14 protein-coding genes and 1 tRNA gene are annotated in these 15,284 nt (G+C 40.1%); 13 read left to right on the top strand and 2 right to left on the bottom strand.

Features of this window, described 5'->3' with window-relative positions; genetic code table 11:
* Window positions 1–39 precede the first annotated feature (39 nt).
* Both ACYVHJ_RS04470 and ACYVHJ_RS04465 read right to left on the bottom strand, forming a co-directional pair.
* A tRNA-Leu gene (locus ACYVHJ_RS04470) sits at window positions 40–121 on the bottom strand.
* A 166-nt stretch (window positions 122–287) separates the two neighbouring features.
* Entirely contained in the window at window positions 288–1,058 is a 771-nt protein-coding gene (locus ACYVHJ_RS04465; protein ID WP_460512897.1) for an SAM hydrolase/SAM-dependent halogenase family protein, read from the bottom strand.
* 100 nt (window positions 1,059–1,158) lie between these two features.
* Here ACYVHJ_RS04465 and ACYVHJ_RS04460 point away from each other — a divergent pair, with 100 nt between their 5' ends.
* The 13 genes from ACYVHJ_RS04460 (at window position 1,159) to gldG (ending at window position 15,222) form a co-directional block, all read left to right on the top strand.
* Complete coding sequence (locus tag ACYVHJ_RS04460; RefSeq protein ID WP_339902253.1) at window positions 1,159–2,121, top strand: PhoH family protein; 963 nt, start codon at window positions 1,159–1,161, stop codon at window positions 2,119–2,121.
* Complete coding sequence (locus ACYVHJ_RS04455) at window positions 2,118–2,564, top strand: GNAT family N-acetyltransferase (protein WP_460512894.1); 447 nt, start codon at window positions 2,118–2,120, stop codon at window positions 2,562–2,564. The genes ACYVHJ_RS04460 and ACYVHJ_RS04455 overlap by 4 nt, the downstream gene beginning before the upstream one ends.
* A gap of 36 nt (window positions 2,565–2,600) precedes the next feature.
* On the top strand, window positions 2,601–3,161 hold the full coding sequence (locus ACYVHJ_RS04450) for a DUF3575 domain-containing protein (protein WP_460512892.1): 561 nt from the start codon (window positions 2,601–2,603) through the stop codon (window positions 3,159–3,161).
* 335 nt (window positions 3,162–3,496) lie between these two features.
* The gene (locus ACYVHJ_RS04445) at window positions 3,497–5,458 is read left to right on the top strand and encodes a ComEC/Rec2 family competence protein (RefSeq protein ID WP_460512890.1); all 1,962 of its coding nucleotides are present in this window, start codon (window positions 3,497–3,499) and stop codon (window positions 5,456–5,458) included.
* Between the two features lie 79 nt (window positions 5,459–5,537).
* Entirely contained in the window at window positions 5,538–7,460 is a 1,923-nt protein-coding gene (locus ACYVHJ_RS04440; protein ID WP_460512888.1) for a RecQ family ATP-dependent DNA helicase, read from the top strand.
* Entirely contained in the window at window positions 7,457–8,044 is a 588-nt protein-coding gene (locus ACYVHJ_RS04435; RefSeq protein WP_339902248.1) for a hypothetical protein, read from the top strand. Before ACYVHJ_RS04440 ends, ACYVHJ_RS04435 begins: the two co-directional genes overlap by 4 nt.
* A 3-nt stretch (window positions 8,045–8,047) precedes the next feature.
* Window positions 8,048–8,599, top strand: coding sequence for an NUDIX hydrolase (locus ACYVHJ_RS04430; RefSeq protein ID WP_303611635.1), 552 nt, complete (start codon window positions 8,048–8,050; stop codon window positions 8,597–8,599).
* Between the two features lie 83 nt (window positions 8,600–8,682).
* Window positions 8,683–9,396 carry a tetratricopeptide repeat protein gene (locus tag ACYVHJ_RS04425; RefSeq protein WP_339902247.1) on the top strand — a complete coding sequence of 238 codons (714 nt, stop codon included), beginning with the start codon at window positions 8,683–8,685 and terminating at the stop codon, window positions 9,394–9,396.
* Window positions 9,396–10,358, top strand: a complete 963-nt coding sequence (locus ACYVHJ_RS04420) for an L-threonylcarbamoyladenylate synthase (protein ID WP_460512885.1) — start codon at window positions 9,396–9,398, stop codon at window positions 10,356–10,358. Before ACYVHJ_RS04425 ends, ACYVHJ_RS04420 begins: the two co-directional genes overlap by 1 nt.
* A 38-nt stretch (window positions 10,359–10,396) precedes the next feature.
* Entirely contained in the window at window positions 10,397–11,596 is a 1,200-nt protein-coding gene (locus ACYVHJ_RS04415) for a phosphoglycerate kinase (RefSeq protein WP_339902245.1), read from the top strand.
* Window positions 11,597–11,914: 318 nt separating this feature from the next.
* Window positions 11,915–12,823: a gliding motility-associated ABC transporter ATP-binding protein gene (gene gldA / locus ACYVHJ_RS04410; protein WP_460512882.1), complete on the top strand. Its 909-nt coding sequence runs from the start codon at window positions 11,915–11,917 to the stop codon at window positions 12,821–12,823.
* A gap of 4 nt (window positions 12,824–12,827) precedes the next feature.
* Window positions 12,828–13,550, top strand: a complete 723-nt coding sequence (gene gldF, locus ACYVHJ_RS04405) for an ABC-2 transporter permease (RefSeq protein ID WP_460512880.1) — start codon at window positions 12,828–12,830, stop codon at window positions 13,548–13,550.
* The gene (gldG, locus tag ACYVHJ_RS04400) at window positions 13,543–15,222 is read left to right on the top strand and encodes a motility-associated ABC transporter substrate-binding family protein (RefSeq protein ID WP_460512878.1); all 1,680 of its coding nucleotides are present in this window, start codon (window positions 13,543–13,545) and stop codon (window positions 15,220–15,222) included. The genes gldF and gldG overlap by 8 nt, the downstream gene beginning before the upstream one ends.
* The last annotated feature ends 62 nt before the right edge of the window (window positions 15,223–15,284 follow it).

Raw genomic sequence — 15,284 nt, 5'->3', positions numbered from 1 at the left:
ACGTCCAATCGACAACAAGGCAGATTTGCCTATTTTTTGTACCCAGGGCCGGAATCGAACCGGCACGCCCGAAGGCATTGGTGTTTGAGACCAACGCGTCTACCAGTTCCGCCACCTGGGCAAGTGGGGTATTTCCCGTTCCTTGCTGAACGGGATGCAAATATGGGCAAAGAATTTTTTACAAACAAATATTTTGCCCCTCCGAAACCTCGATTTTTTATCTTTTTTATGGCCCAATCACACAAGGCCTATACTGCCAATGGGTTAATCCATTAATTATCAAAAATTTAAACTTCAAAATTGATAAAAATAGGACTGTCGTACCTTAAACCTAATAATTCTGCCCCATGCCCATGGTTAATGCCAATTTCCAATAAATCCAAGCTATTGAAGAACGCCCAACAATCGCCGGGTTCAACTTCATCGTAATTGGTTTGAAGTTGCTGAAGGGATTCCCTGCCAAAAACAATCTCAAATTTTCCCGGATTTAATTTCTCAAAGACCTCCTTGGGAATATTGGTGATCAGGTTGCCATAGATGTCTACCCGGAGCACATAGCCTACTATTTGTTTCTTGCTCGCCTTAAAGTGTCTTCCCATCATCTTTTTGATGGCTTGTAAAGGACCTCCAAAGTCATGAATGGCTGCACCACTGGCCACTTTGGCGGCTATTGGTGCTAGAATATCTTTTGCCGGAAAGGAACTGTTTTTTATATGAATGTCTGAAAATTTAACAATAATGCCGGGATCATGATCTGCAAGCATGCTCAATACCCCATTGTTTGGCCCTATAAATATATGTTCGTTAAGCTTGATGCCGATATAGCCGTCTGTAATGCTACTTGTAGTATTTAAGGCAACAAGGTGAACAGTGCCCTTAGGAAAATCGTTATAAATAGACCGCAATAGAAAAGCGGCATGGGCGATGTCATACAAAGCAATTTCATGGCTAATGTCAACAATGGTTAACTGGGGATTGATGGATAGCATTTTGGCCTTGACTGCTGGTACATAGTAGTCTGAGTTGCCAAAATCTGAAATGAATGTTACCAAAGCCATATAAGTAAGTCAATTAAAAATTCGTACTTTTGCGTTAAGGATGCACAAAAATAGGTATTTTTAATTTGTTTTTAGAATTAGGTAAACAGAAGAAAACATATTGGTAGAAAAAGTCATTACATTGGAAAACGTTTCCCTCCTGGATTTCCTGGGCTCGGAAAACGAAAATATCAGGCAGATTTCTGCCGCTTTTCCCCAGAGTAAAATTGTTTCTAGGGGCAATGAAATCAGAATCAAAGGGCAAGCGCCGGAAATTCTTAAAATCAATGATATTTTAAACATGCTTTTGGAGCATTTTAACCGCTATGGCTTGGTTACTCCAGAGAATGTGAAGGAATACATTGATTTGGAAGGTGCCCCTCAAAAAAAATCTGAAAACATCAATGCAGTTATTCTCTATGGAAACAAAGGGGTTATCGTTCGTCCCAAATCCCCTAACCAGAAAAAACTTGTCGATGCTTCTTACAAAAATGACCTTGTTTTTGCTTTAGGTCCTGCCGGTACCGGTAAAACCTATATAGCCGTGGCTTTAGCAGTAAGGGCTTTGAAAAATAGGGAGGTAAAAAGGATTATCATTACCAGACCTGCAGTGGAAGCGGGTGAAAACCTTGGTTTCCTTCCCGGAGATCTTCAGGAGAAATTAGACCCTTATCTAAGGCCCATTTATGATGCTTTGAGTGATATGGTGCCTACCGAAAAGCTAAGGTTTTATCAGGAAAATAGGGTGATTGAAATCGCTCCTCTTGCCTATATGAGGGGGCGGACCTTGCATGATGCCTTCGTTTTACTGGATGAAGCACAAAACACCACCTCAGAACAAATCAAAATGTTCCTCACTAGAATGGGGCCTAATTCCAAAGTGATTATCACAGGGGATCAATCCCAGGTAGACCTTCCTACCCGGCAAAAATCAGGTTTACGAGAATCCCTTCGAATTCTAAAAGGAGTAAAAGGAATAGGAGTGGTCAACCTTTCAGGAAGCGATGTGGTACGACATAAACTCGTAAAATCCATTATTGAAGCTTACGAGAAAAATGAAGTGGAAACGAAACCTTCCAAATGACCTTAGCAGTAAAGAAAATCACAGAGGAAAGTTCACTGGAAAAGGCTTTTTATATTCGTGAACAGGTTTTTGTAAAAGAACAAAATGTGGCTCCGGAAGAGGAATATGATTCCTACGAAAACTTGTCCACCCATTTTCTTGTTGTGGAAGGAGACATAGGCGTCGGGACTGCGCGGTGGAGGTTTACCAAAACTGGCATCAAACTTGAAAGATTTGCTGTATTAAAAGCTTACAGAGGGCTTGGTGTAGGTGGAATGTTGGTGAGAGCAGTCTTGGAAGATGTGTTGAAAAATCCCTCAAATAAGAATAAAACAATATATTTGCATGCCCAAGTGACAGCCTTGGGCTTGTATGAAAAGCACGGGTTTGAAAAAGTAGGGGAGCGCTTTATGGAATGTGATATTGCGCATTACCTTATGTATTATAAACCAATAGGAGAATAAACAGAGTATTTAAATTATAGTTAACAGGTTTTTTTTATGAAAAATTTTATAGGTGCATTGTTGTTGGTAGTGTTTTTTGGAGGTATTGAGGCGAAGGCACAATCTCTAGAAAATCCCGGTCTTCCTCAGAATGAGTTGAAATTAAATATTTTCAATACAATCATTAATGGCTCCTTGGAACTTGGTTACGAGCATTTTCTTGACCAAAACCAATCTATTGGTTTGGGAATGACATTTATGGACCGCTTTGCATATGTGTCTGATCAAGGGGAGGGGAAAGATTTTCAGGCCACGAGTGCCACCTTGTCTTACAATTATTACTTTGTAACAGAATCAAACCCATCAGGAATTTATGTGTTTCCATTTTTGAAGTACAGGGGAGGGTCCTTTACGGAAGGCTTGGAGGACGTTGGAACTGTAGAAACTTCCATGAATAGTTTTATTATTGGATTTGGTGCCGGGTATAAATGGGTACACAATGATAAGTTTGCGCTGGGTCCATACATAAGTTTAGCCAGAGGATTTAACGACGAGGTAAGCGATCGCTTTGAGCCGGTAGAATTCAATGGTGGCTTTACCATTGGTTTTAGGTTCTAAAAATACTTTCAATACCTTCTTAATTAGAAGCTCATCAAATCCGGCTGTTTATGCTTGATTTGATGGGCTTTTTCTTTTTTAATATTTTCATATTAGTTGCTATAAGCAGGATGTTTTTCCGATAGTTGATTTTATCCTAAAAGTTAACTAAATTCTATTTCGAAAGTCTTTGGACAAGTTTACACAAAAGAGATATGTCTCTCTCGATCTAAAGATTCATGGACAACTGTCCATCAAGTTGGCCGCTTAATTTTCAGTTAAGCAGTCAGGAGCTTCTGGAGAATACATCAGAAGATTTGTAAGCGTTAGGGTTTTAGGTGTTTTGCCGTCCAAAAATGAAATTCAATGAATTTCCCTTTATTCGCTATACCATTTTCTTTGTTGTTGGAGTTTTATTGTACCCAATAACAAAGCAATTTTTTGGTGAAGCAATTTTGGCTATTCTGCTTTCTTGTTTAATGGGTTATATAGGGTTGACATTTTCCTACAGTCCAAAGAAAAGGACTTATTTTAAGGTGCTACTCCCCTCATTGGCCTACCTCGGTTTGCTTTTTTCCGGAATGTATGTGGCATCATTAAGAGATGTGAATTTAATTCCTGATCACCTGATTCACTTTTCTGAAATTAAAAGTTATCTCGCAAAGGTGGAGGAGGTAGATCAAATCAAACCGAATAGTCGCGGGAATAGACTGTCGGTACAAGCTGTTGAAACCAGCGATGAATGGTTACCGGCTCAAGGAGAAGTTCAAATTTATCACCAAAGTACCATGACTTTAGCGCCGGGAGATGTGATTTATATAGAAGGTGCCCCTCGTTTAATTGCTCCTCCTGCCAACCCGTCCATGTTTGATTATTCGGAATACATGGCCAGAAAAGGGATTTATTTCAGTCATTTTATAGGGAAGAAATTCAAGCTGGTATCTAGGCCGGAAAAAGCCTCTTGGTCTTCCGTAATCGTTGCTTGGCGACAATACTTAAAGGAGAAGATCGAGTTCCATATCAAGGATTCTCAGGCGAAACAAATCGCTTCAGCTTTATTATTAGGGCAAAAACAAGATTTGGATAAGGGGCTGAGCGAAGCTTATGCTACCGCGGGAGCCATGCATATTTTGGCCGTATCAGGTTTGCATGTAGGTATTGTGTATGGCTTTTTTTTCTTACTGTTTAGGCCCACAAAAATGGAAGGATTTAAAAGGGCAGGCTACCTAATTGTGATTGTCGGGGTGATCTGGTTTTATGCCATTTTAACCGGCCTTTCTCCTTCAGTACTTAGGTCGGCCACCATGTTTACTTTTATTTGTCTGGCACAAATGAATTCCAGAAACCCTTCTATTTTTAACCCTTTGGCCCTTTCAGCTTTGTTGCTCTTGGTTTATGACCCTTTTTTGATTTATGCTGTAGGTTTTCAGTTAAGTTATGTAGCTTTATTGGGAATCTTATTGTTTCAACCGCTTATTAGAAAAATGTGGTATCCCAAAAGCAAGGGGCTTAGATACCTTTGGGACATCACCAGTGTTGGGCTGGCGGCGCAATTGACCACTTTCCCTCTTGCGGTTCATTATTTCCATGTATTCCCTACCTATTTTATTTTTACCAATCTGCTAGCTATTCCGGCAGCATTTGTCATCATGTCCATTGGTGTTCCATTCTTATTGTTTGCAGCCTTTCCCGGTTTGGCCAACGTCCTTGGTTGGCTTTTGGATTATGCCATTCAATTTCTGAATCTGGGTATATTCGGTTTGCAGAAACTTCCTTTTGCTCGCATGGATGACTTGTTTATGCATTTGCCTGAAATGATTTTGTACTGGGCCTTTCTTTTTTGCCTTTATCACTGGATTTTGGACAGGAGAAAGCACCGGCTTGTGGCGATATTCGCCTTGGTTTTCGTATTGGGGTTTTATCGGATAATTTTAAGTTTAGATAGGACTTCAGAAGAATATATGGTCATCTACAAGCTTAATAAAGGTGTGGTAATGGATTACAGCCACCAAGGTCAGCTTTATACAATAGAATGGGAGGTAGATCCTGACGAACTAAATTATAATGTTCGACCCCACAGGGTCAAAGTAATGGGGGGCGCTGCAAAGCCTCTTGCTTTTTGGGTCAAGGAGGGACTGTGTGGTATTTCTCTCCCGATGAATAAAGAATTGCTTTTGGATGCCAATACTTTATTGCCAACAACATCTCATGGCTTGACTATGTATTTTTGGGAGAATGGAAAATGGTGGCCTCACCAAGAAGCTAGCCCTCAAAATCCTATTTCTAAAGGAGCGATTAAAATAAGTTTCAACAATTAGGAGCAGACCTTGTGAATGGGGCCAATGAAACGTAATTTGGATAAAAATTGTATGCGATTAGCAGCTCAATTGCCACTCTATGGATAAACAAGATACTTCAGCGCTGGCAATCCTAAAGAAATTCTTTGGGTACCAAGATTTCCGCCCCCTTCAGGGAGAGATAGTTAAGGCTATTTCTGAGGGGAAGGATTCTTTGGTGTTATTGCCGACAGGTGGAGGGAAATCCATTTGTTTTCAGGTGCCTGCCCTGATGAAAGAGGGACTTTGTTTGGTGATTAGTCCCCTAATTGCCTTAATGAAAGATCAGGTAGATCAATTGAAAAGTAGGGGTGTGAAAGCCATGGCTATTCATTCCGGGCTAAGAAAAAGAGAGATTGATACCCTCCTGGACAATTGCGTTTATGGTGATTATAAATTTTTATATGTTTCTCCGGAAAGGCTCAAAACCGAGCTATTCATAGAGCGCTTCAAAAAAATGAATATTAACCTTATTGCAGTGGATGAAGCCCATTGTATTTCCCAATGGGGCTATGATTTTAGACCTTCTTATCTGGAGATAGTCAAAGTAAGAGCGTATTTCCCCGAGGTTCCCATGGTGGCCCTTACCGCATCTGCAACCCTTAAAGTTAGGGCTGATATTAAAGAGAAATTAGAACTGAAAGCACCTTCTGTTTTTGTAAAATCCTTTAGAAGAGAGAATTTATCTTATGCTGTTCGCTGGGTGGAGAATAAGCTGGAAAAGGCTGTAGAAATACTTCAAAAAGTACCCGGTAGTGCCATTGTCTATGTTAGGAGTAGGAAAGGTACCAAGGCTGCCGCACAACAGCTCAGTCAATTAGGGATTTCGGCCACTTTTTACCACGCAGGTTTAGATCAAAATACCAGAAATGATAGGCAGGGAAGTTGGATTAGGGGAGATATACGGGTGATGGTAGCTACCAATGCCTTTGGGATGGGGATTGACAAGGCGGATGTACGGTTGGTGATACACCTGGATCTTCCGGAAAACCTTGAAAACTATTACCAGGAAGCCGGAAGAGCAGGTCGTGATGGCATCAGGGCTTATGCGGTACTTTTGGTTCGAGAAAAAGACTGTATCGCCTTGAAGGAAATGGCAGAAATAGCTTACCCTCCCGAGGAGATGTTAAAAAAAGTTTATCAGTGTTTGGCCAACTATTATCGTCTGGCCGTAGGAAGTGCCAACATGGTAAGCTTTGATTTTGATTTTCTTGACTTTACCAGCTCGTATAATTTAGATATTTCACTCACCTACAATTCCATAAAAGTTTTACAAGAAGAAGCCTTGCTACTTTTTTCAGAGAGTGTATTTCTTCCTTCTTCCTTGCATTTTCTGGTTTCTCAAAGTAAAGTGTATGAAGCCCAGATAGCCTATGCCAAATTGGACCCATTGATTAAATTATTGTTGCGACTGTATGGTGGAGAACTCTTTGTAAACTATATTCATATAAGTGAAAGTAAAATTGCACAACTGCTGAAAGTCTCGGAGAAAGAGGTATTGCAAATGTTGAAGAGAATGGATGAGCTTGGATTGGTAGATTATTCAGGAAGAAAAGATCAGCCGCAAATTACTTTTGTCACCCCAAGGCTGGATGCAGGAGCGCTACCTTTGAACAGAAAGAGAATAAGTGAAAGAAGAGAGGAGGCGGTTAGTAAAGCGGCAGAAATCATAGAATATGTAAAAAATAATAAAATTTGTCGTACGGGGCAAATTGTAAATTATTTTGGAGAGAAAAGTGACTTTACCTGCGGTATTTGCGACAATTGTATACAAAATAAAAAAGATAATAATAAGGCACTTTTAAAGAAAAAATTGATAGATCAAATACTTAAAACTTTAACATCCGGAGTGGCGTTTTCAATAGAGGAGTTGTTTACTGAGATCGGTGAAACCGTAGATGATTTTTCTGTGGGTTTGATTAGAGAATTGGAGGACGAAGGATTGATTTTCACAGAAAAAAATGGTAAAATCAAATTGAAATGAAGTTTATAGATTCATTATTAGGAAATCTGTTTTCCGGAAAAAGCAACCGGGCAGTCATAAGGGAGAATTTTACCCGCTCTCAACAGGAAGAGCAGGAGGTGTCCTTATGGTTGGAAGGGGAAGAAGGGGCAGGTACCTTGAAAATGGTCTATGATAATTACCATTTGAACCGGGCCGGAGTTAATAAACAGCCGGAAGTTCACCTGTTTCAATCTTCCTATGCCAATGGGTTTGCTGTGATATACAGTGATCCATTTACATTGGAGAGCTTTTCTAAATTGTTTTTTGGTTTAGGGCAAAGGATGTTGGATCTGGGGTACAGGAAAGTAAGTATGGACCGTAAAATTGATGATGTAAATGATCAAGTAAGAACGACTGAAAAATTGTACTTTAAGCCTTTGACTTCCGGGGAGGCCATTTCAGGAAAAATTGATCAGCTATTTGGAAATGTAAGCTTAGAAAAGATATATTTAGACAATAAGCCCGACTATCTGAAAGTTCTGGTAACATTGTATTCCGACAGGCAATACCATGATGCCAAACCTTTTGACCAGTTTATGGATAAATTATTCAAAGCAGATTAGTATATGGACAGAGAAAATCTAAAGTGCTTGATTGAAAATTACAGGACACCTTTTGAAGAGGAAAAAGCCATGGTACCCGGGTTTTTGGAACTTTTAAATGATCCTGATGCCTTCAAAAGAGAAAGAAAAGCCGGGCATTTCACAGCCTCTGCATGGATTGTTAATAAAAGACGTACACATGCGCTACTTACGCTCCACAGAAAACTTCAGCGTTGGCTCCAATTGGGTGGGCATGCAGATGGTAATGAAAACCTTTTGGAAGTGGCTTTAAAGGAAGCTCAAGAAGAAAGTGGTTTGCAATCCATTCGATTGGTGGACAAATCTATTTTTGATTTGGATCGGCATGTGATTCCGGCAAATGATAAGGAAGAAAGACATTTTCATTATGATGTAAGGTTTTTAATAGAAGCAGAAATGGATGAGCCGCTTATCATAAGCCCGGAGAGCAAGGACCTTGCATGGGTAGGCTTTGACCTGACGGCAGAACTGGTTGGTTTCAATGATTCAGTATTGCGGATGTTGGAGAAAACAAGTAAATCTGAGATTCTATTGTAAGACTTTTCTTTGTACTTGTTTTTTGTTCAAACCTTAAGTGGATTGTGCACCAAGTATTCTTATCTTTGCAAAAAATTAATGAAATGCATAAAAATATATGGAGTAGCTTCATTGTTCTCTTTTTCCTGATTTCCTGCCAGCCTTCTTCAGAGGAGCTGTTTGAAGCCGGAATAGTGGCTTTGGATGAACAGGATTTTGACACAGCAATTGGGCATTTAAACAGACTGGTGGAAAATGACACTAGCCATGCTCCGGCGTGGAATGCCAGAGGGGTGATATTTTTCCAAACCGGTAAATGGGATGATGCCATTGATTCTTTTTCCCGGTCCATTGAATTGGATGAAAACAACTATAAACCTTTTTTTAATAGGGGGAATGTTTACATGGAAAAGGAGGAATATAAAAAGGCTTTGGTTGATTATAATCGAGCAAACGGCCTTGACTTTAATCAGGTAGATATTTATTATAACCGTGGCCTTGCTCTGTTGGGTCTTGAAATGTATGAAGATGCCTTGATTGATTTTGACAAGGCGCTGCATGCAAACCCTGAACAACCACAGGTATTATTCAACAAAGCAAAAGCCCACCTGGGGAATAATGATCCCTTAACTGCTATTGCCACTTTAGAAGAGTTGATCAGAATAGATAAGCGAAATGGCGCTGCTTTTTACCTTTTGGGTGTAACGGAAATGAGTGCCCTGGGTAACAAAGATAAAGGCTGTGAATATCTTCAAACTGCCTTGTCCTTGGGATACACGCAAGCAAAAGATTGGATTGACGAATTTTGTGCGGAATAATGGCTGAGATTGGTAAAGACATTGAGAAATCGGCAGCATTATTGTCTGAAGGGCAATTGGTTGCTATTCCCACGGAGACGGTTTATGGATTGGCTGGAAATGCCTTGGATGAGAATGCGGTATTGCAGATCTTCAAAGCGAAAAATAGGCCAAAATTTGATCCATTAATTGTCCATTTGCCGGGCATTGATCAGGTGCATGCCTATGTTGAATCGATCCCTCATGAGTTAAAGGCCTTGGCAGAAGCTTTTTGGCCCGGACCTCTTACTCTGTTACTGCCAAAAAAATCCATTATTCCTGACTTGGTCACTAGTGGTTTGGCTAAGGTGGGCGTAAGGGTGCCCAATCATCCAATAACGCGTAGTTTATTGGAGTTGGTGGATTTTCCATTGGCTGCTCCCAGTGCCAATCCCTTTGGCTATATCAGCCCTACAAGTGCCGGCCATGTGGCCAACCACCTTGGAGACAAGTTGTCCTATATTCTAGATGGAGGTACTTGTGATGTTGGTTTGGAAAGCACCATTGTTGGCATGGAGCAAGGTCAGGTGATTATTTACCGGCTTGGAGGAATATCAGTAAATGAAATAGAAAAGTTGGTAGGGAATGTATTGATTCTCCCCCAGTCAAGTAGCAACCCGCAATCTCCGGGGATGCTAAAAAGCCACTATGCACCTAGAAAGCCAATGGTTTTGGGGAATTTAGATGAGCTGATGCAGCAATACCAACATGAAAAAGAAAATTTAGCGGTGCTTTCTTTTAAAAGGTTTTTCCCTGAGGTAAAAGCAACCAATCAGGTAGTGTTAAGTGAGTCAGGTGATTATGACGAAGCCGCAAGGAACTTGTTTTCCGCCATGCGTTCCTTAGATGAAACCCCCGCTACAATAATTTTAGCTGAGGAATTACCGGAAATACATCTGGGTAAAGCGATAAATGATCGGTTAAGAAGGGCTGCTGCCAAATAAAATGTTTATTTTTGACGTATATTTTAAACCTACAAAGCATGAACAATCGAATTAAAACAGTAGATAACGTTGATTTCAGTGGAAAAAAAGCACTTGTAAGGGTGGATTTTAATGTTCCTTTGGATGATCAGCATACCATTACAGACAATACGAGAATCGTATCTGCAGTCCCAACCATCAAAAAAATCCTTAATGATGGAGGATCTGTTGTGCTTATGTCTCACCTTGGAAGGCCTAAATCAGGTCCTGAGGATAAGTTTTCCCTTAGGCATATTATCACTGAGCTGAACAAAGAACTGGAAGTATCGGTAAAATTTGCTAAAGACTGTATTGGCACAGAAGCAACTCAGTTGTCTACAAGTCTTAAGCCTGGTGAAGTTCTACTATTGGAAAACTTAAGGTTTCACAAAGAGGAGACAAAAGGGGACAAGGAGTTTGCGAGAAAATTAGCACAGCACGGAGATATTTACGTAAATGATGCCTTTGGTACGGCACACAGAGCACATGCCTCTACTGCTATCGTTGCTGAGTTTTTCAACGACAAAGTGGCCGGCTATTTGATGCAGGCAGAACTTGAAAATGCAGATAAGGTTTTGGGTTCTCCAGAAAGACCATTTACAGCCATTATGGGAGGAGCAAAAATTTCCGATAAAATCTTGCTTATAGATAAATTATTAGACAAGGTCGATAACTTGATTATTGGTGGGGGAATGTCTTATACCTTTGCCAAAGCTCAAGGTGGAACCATAGGCGATTCATTGCTTGAAGCAGATAAGATGCCTCTTGCTCTTGAGCTTGTAGAAAAGGCCAAGCAAAAGAATGTAAACCTTATTCTCCCTGATGATGCGGTTACCAGCACAGACTTTGCAAATGATGCAGAACAAAGTACAGCCAAAAAAGGGCAAATTCCTGATGGTTGGATGGGATTGGATATTGGTCCGGAAACAAGAGTGAAATTTGCAAATGTTCTAAAAGACTCAAAAACAATTCTTTGGAATGGTCCTATGGGCGTATTTGAAATGAGTAGCTTTGAAAAAGGCACCAAAGCAGTCGCAGAAGCAGTTGTGGCAGCCACAGAAAATGGTTCTTTTACCCTAATTGGTGGTGGAGATTCAGCTGCAGCTGTGAATAAGTTTGGCTTTGGAGAAAAAGTTTCCTTTGTATCTACCGGTGGAGGCGCATTGTTAGAGTTGATGGAAGGAAAAGTGTTACCGGGTGTAAAAGCTTTAGAACCATAAAATTGGGTTAAAGTCAACACAACAAGTTGCTTTAAAAGCAGGACTTGAAAGAAACTTAGGTTTTTTAATTAAACTTTCATTTCTGTGCTTCTTATATATGAATTTTAGTCAGACACCGTTATCTTTATAACGGTGTCTGCTTTTTTACAAGCATTTTTATTGCTGAATCAAATTTAATTACCCGTTGTTCGGTAAATAATTATTGGAGATAAGTGGATGCTAAAGGCTGGGTATATGAAGATGTATTACCCTATTATAGAATTATAGCCTAGAACAGTAGTGAAGGCCTCTACTTCCGGATTGATTTTCATTTGAACCATGTCCATAGAAATTAATCATCTTTCAAAAAGTTTTGGGGAGCAAAAAGTGCTCAATGATATCAGCTTTCAAGCAAGCCCCGGTCAGGTTTTAGGGTTTTTGGGACCCAATGGAGCCGGCAAATCCACCACCATGAAAATTATTACCGGCTATTTACAGGCCGATGCGGGAGAAGCCTTGGTCAATGGGATTTCTGTTAAGAAGCACCCCATAGCAGTAAGTAAATTGATTGGTTACTTACCTGAACACAATCCCTTGTATGATGAAATGTATATTCCTGAATTTTTATCATTTATAGGAGGACTTTACCAAATGAAAAAAAAACATCGCCTGGAAAGGGTGGAAATGGTGATGGACCAATGTGGGTTAACAGATGAAAGGCGCAAAAGAATAGGTAATTTATCCAAAGGTTATAGGCAAAGGGTTGGATTGGCGAAAAGCCTTGTGCATGATCCTGAAATTATCATCTTAGATGAACCTACTACCGGCTTGGATCCCAACCAATTGGTTGAAATAAGGCAACTTATTAAAGCCATAAGCCAAGATAAAACCCTGGTGTTAAGTACGCATATCATGCAGGAAGTGGAGATATTGTGCGACAAAGTGGTGATTATAAAAAAGGGGAAAGTGGTAGCCCAAGATGCCCTACAAAACCTTAAAGCCAAAGCAGGGAAATCTATCGTTTTGTTGGAAACCGAAGAAAGCTTAGAAACCGAATGGATCGATGGACTTTCTTACAGTAGTGTAGAAATAAAACAGCCCGGACAAATGGCTTTTACTTGCAAGGATCCTAAAAAATTAAGAGCTGAGATTATTGAATTGGTTCAAAGCAGGGGACTTAATCTGGTAAGCATTCGACAGGAAGAGAAGAATCTGGAATCAGTTTTTCAAAGCTTAACTCAAAATTAGTAGTATGCTAAGTCTGTTTATAAAAGAGGTCAATGCTTTTTTTAGTAATTTATCTGCCTATCTAATTACCGCTGTTTTCTTGGTTTCATTGGGGTTGATAGTATGGGTGTTTCCCGGAACCAGTGTTTTAGACTATGGTTATGCAGATCTGGAACCTTTGTTTAGTTATACTCCTTTCGTTTTTATTTTTCTTCTGCCGGCCATTACGATGAGGATGGTAGCTGAGGAAAAAAAATCCGGAACTTGGGAGTTATTAAAGACTTCGCCTTTAAAGAATTACCAGATAGTATTGGCCAAATACTTGGCAGCCTTGGTGCTTTTGTTTTTTTCTCTAATTCCTACCTTGGTTTACTATTTCAGTATTGTGCAGTTGGGAGATACCATAGGCAATATAGACAGTGCCGGATTCTTCGGTGCTTATATAGGTTTGTTTTTGGTAGGTGCCTTATTTGCTGCTGTGGGTTTATTCAGTTCCTCTATTACTTCCAATCAAATTGTTTCTTTTGTGCTTGCCGTTTTCTTGTCTTTTCTCTTGTATGGAGGGGTTGGAGCATTGGCCACCTTGAGCTCAGGAGATCAAGCATTATGGTTGCAAGGACTGGGGGCAGACTTTCATTATGAACAAATGGGAAGAGGGGTAATAGTTTCAGAAAACATTTATTATTTCATTGGAATGATACTTACCTTTTTGGTATGTTCCTGGGTTATGATCAATAAAGATGAATAGAAAATACAGCGCTCTACTTTACGGAATCCTGGCCATATCATTGATTTGGTTTTTAGTGCTCAATTTGGACAAATGGTGGTCTTTTAGACTCGATATGACCGAAGAGGGGAAATACAGCATCGGGCAGGCCACCTTGGATATACTCGAAGACATGGACGGTCCTTTGGAGGTAGATATTTTGCTGATGGGAGACCTGCCTCCGGGAATGAAGCGATTTCAAAGAAATATTGAACAAACCCTGAAAACTTTTCGATCCTATAGCCGAGAGGAAATTAGTATTAATTATGTAGATCCTTTAGCTGTTGCAGGGGATAGCAGTGAACAGTATATAATCAAATTGGCAGATTATGGCATCAACCCTACCAATCTCCATTCCAGCAGGAACGGTACACAAGCTACACAACTGATATTTCCGGGGATAGTTTTGAGGTCTCCTTCCAAAGAAGCCGGGGTTTTGCTGTTGAAGGGAGAACTGGGTATGGGGCCTGAGGAAACCTTGAACTTGTCCATTGAAAATTTGGAGTTTGAAATTGGACAGGCCATTAAAAGGTTGTATACCGTAAATAAGCGTGCCATTGGAATAATAATAGGGCAAGGAGAAATGGTCGAGGATGAAGGGTATGGTATGGTGGAGGCGCTCAATGAGGATTTCGAAGTGTATAAAGTCCCTTTTGAGCAAGCCAAAAGCGTGGCGGATCTTTTGACATTTGAGGTCTTGATTGTTGCCGGTCCCAAATCAGCCTATGGAGAAAGGGAAAAATATTTGTTGGATCAATTTCTCATGTATGGGGGCAATATCCTGTTCATGATGGATCAAATGACAATGAATCTTGAAGAAGCAGGAGGGAATGGCACTGTGGCCATGCCTTTTGATTCCGGGATCGATGACCTGCTTTTTCGTTACGGGGTACGGATCAATAAGGATTTGATTAAGGATTTGAATTTTGGCTATTACCCGGTCGTTTCAGGTGAGTTTGGTAATCAACCGCAAATTGTTCCTTTGCCTTGGCCATTTTATGTGCAAGCGGGGAAAATGGCAAACCATCCGATCACCAAAGGCTTAGATTTGGTGCAGTTTCGCTTTGTAAGTAGCATTGATACCGTAAAGGCTGATCAGGTGAAAAAGAAACCTTTAATTTTTTCCAGCAATTATAGCCGAAGAGAAAGCGCCCCTGTTAGGGTGGCCTTTAAAGACATGTCAAAAGAACCTGATATTAAATCATTCAATAGTGGAAGTCTTCCGTTGGTTTACCTTTTGGAAGGTAAATTTACTTCCTTTTTCAAAAACCGTTTTGTACCGGATGAATTTGATGCAAGCAAATTTCTGCCGGAAAGCAATGGAGGTAAGATTTTGGTTGCCGGTGATGCGGATGTTTTTAAAAGCTGGGTAAAACCTCAAGATCAAATACCTCTACCTTTAGGAAACAATCCTTTTTCTGAAAATAAGACTGCCAACAGAACCTTTTTACAAAACACGGTAAATTATATGGTATACCCTGAGGGTATCATTGCCAGTAAAAATAAAGAGTTTGAAATCCGCCCACTAAACAAAGTGAAAATTAAACAACAACGATCCATGTGGCAGGTGATTAATGTGGTGCTGCCGGTGCTGTTGGTGATTTTTATCGGTTGGTTCAAACAATACCTTAGGCAGAGAAAGTATACTAAATGATGGTATTTTTTTACCTGATTTAAAAAATCAAATTAATTTATCGGATCAAATTAAAACCATAT

It is taken from the genome of Cyclobacterium sediminis (genome assembly GCF_054781075.1).
The sequence above is the reverse complement of the archived record's forward strand: the minus strand, read 5'-3'. Positions and strand labels throughout refer to the sequence as shown.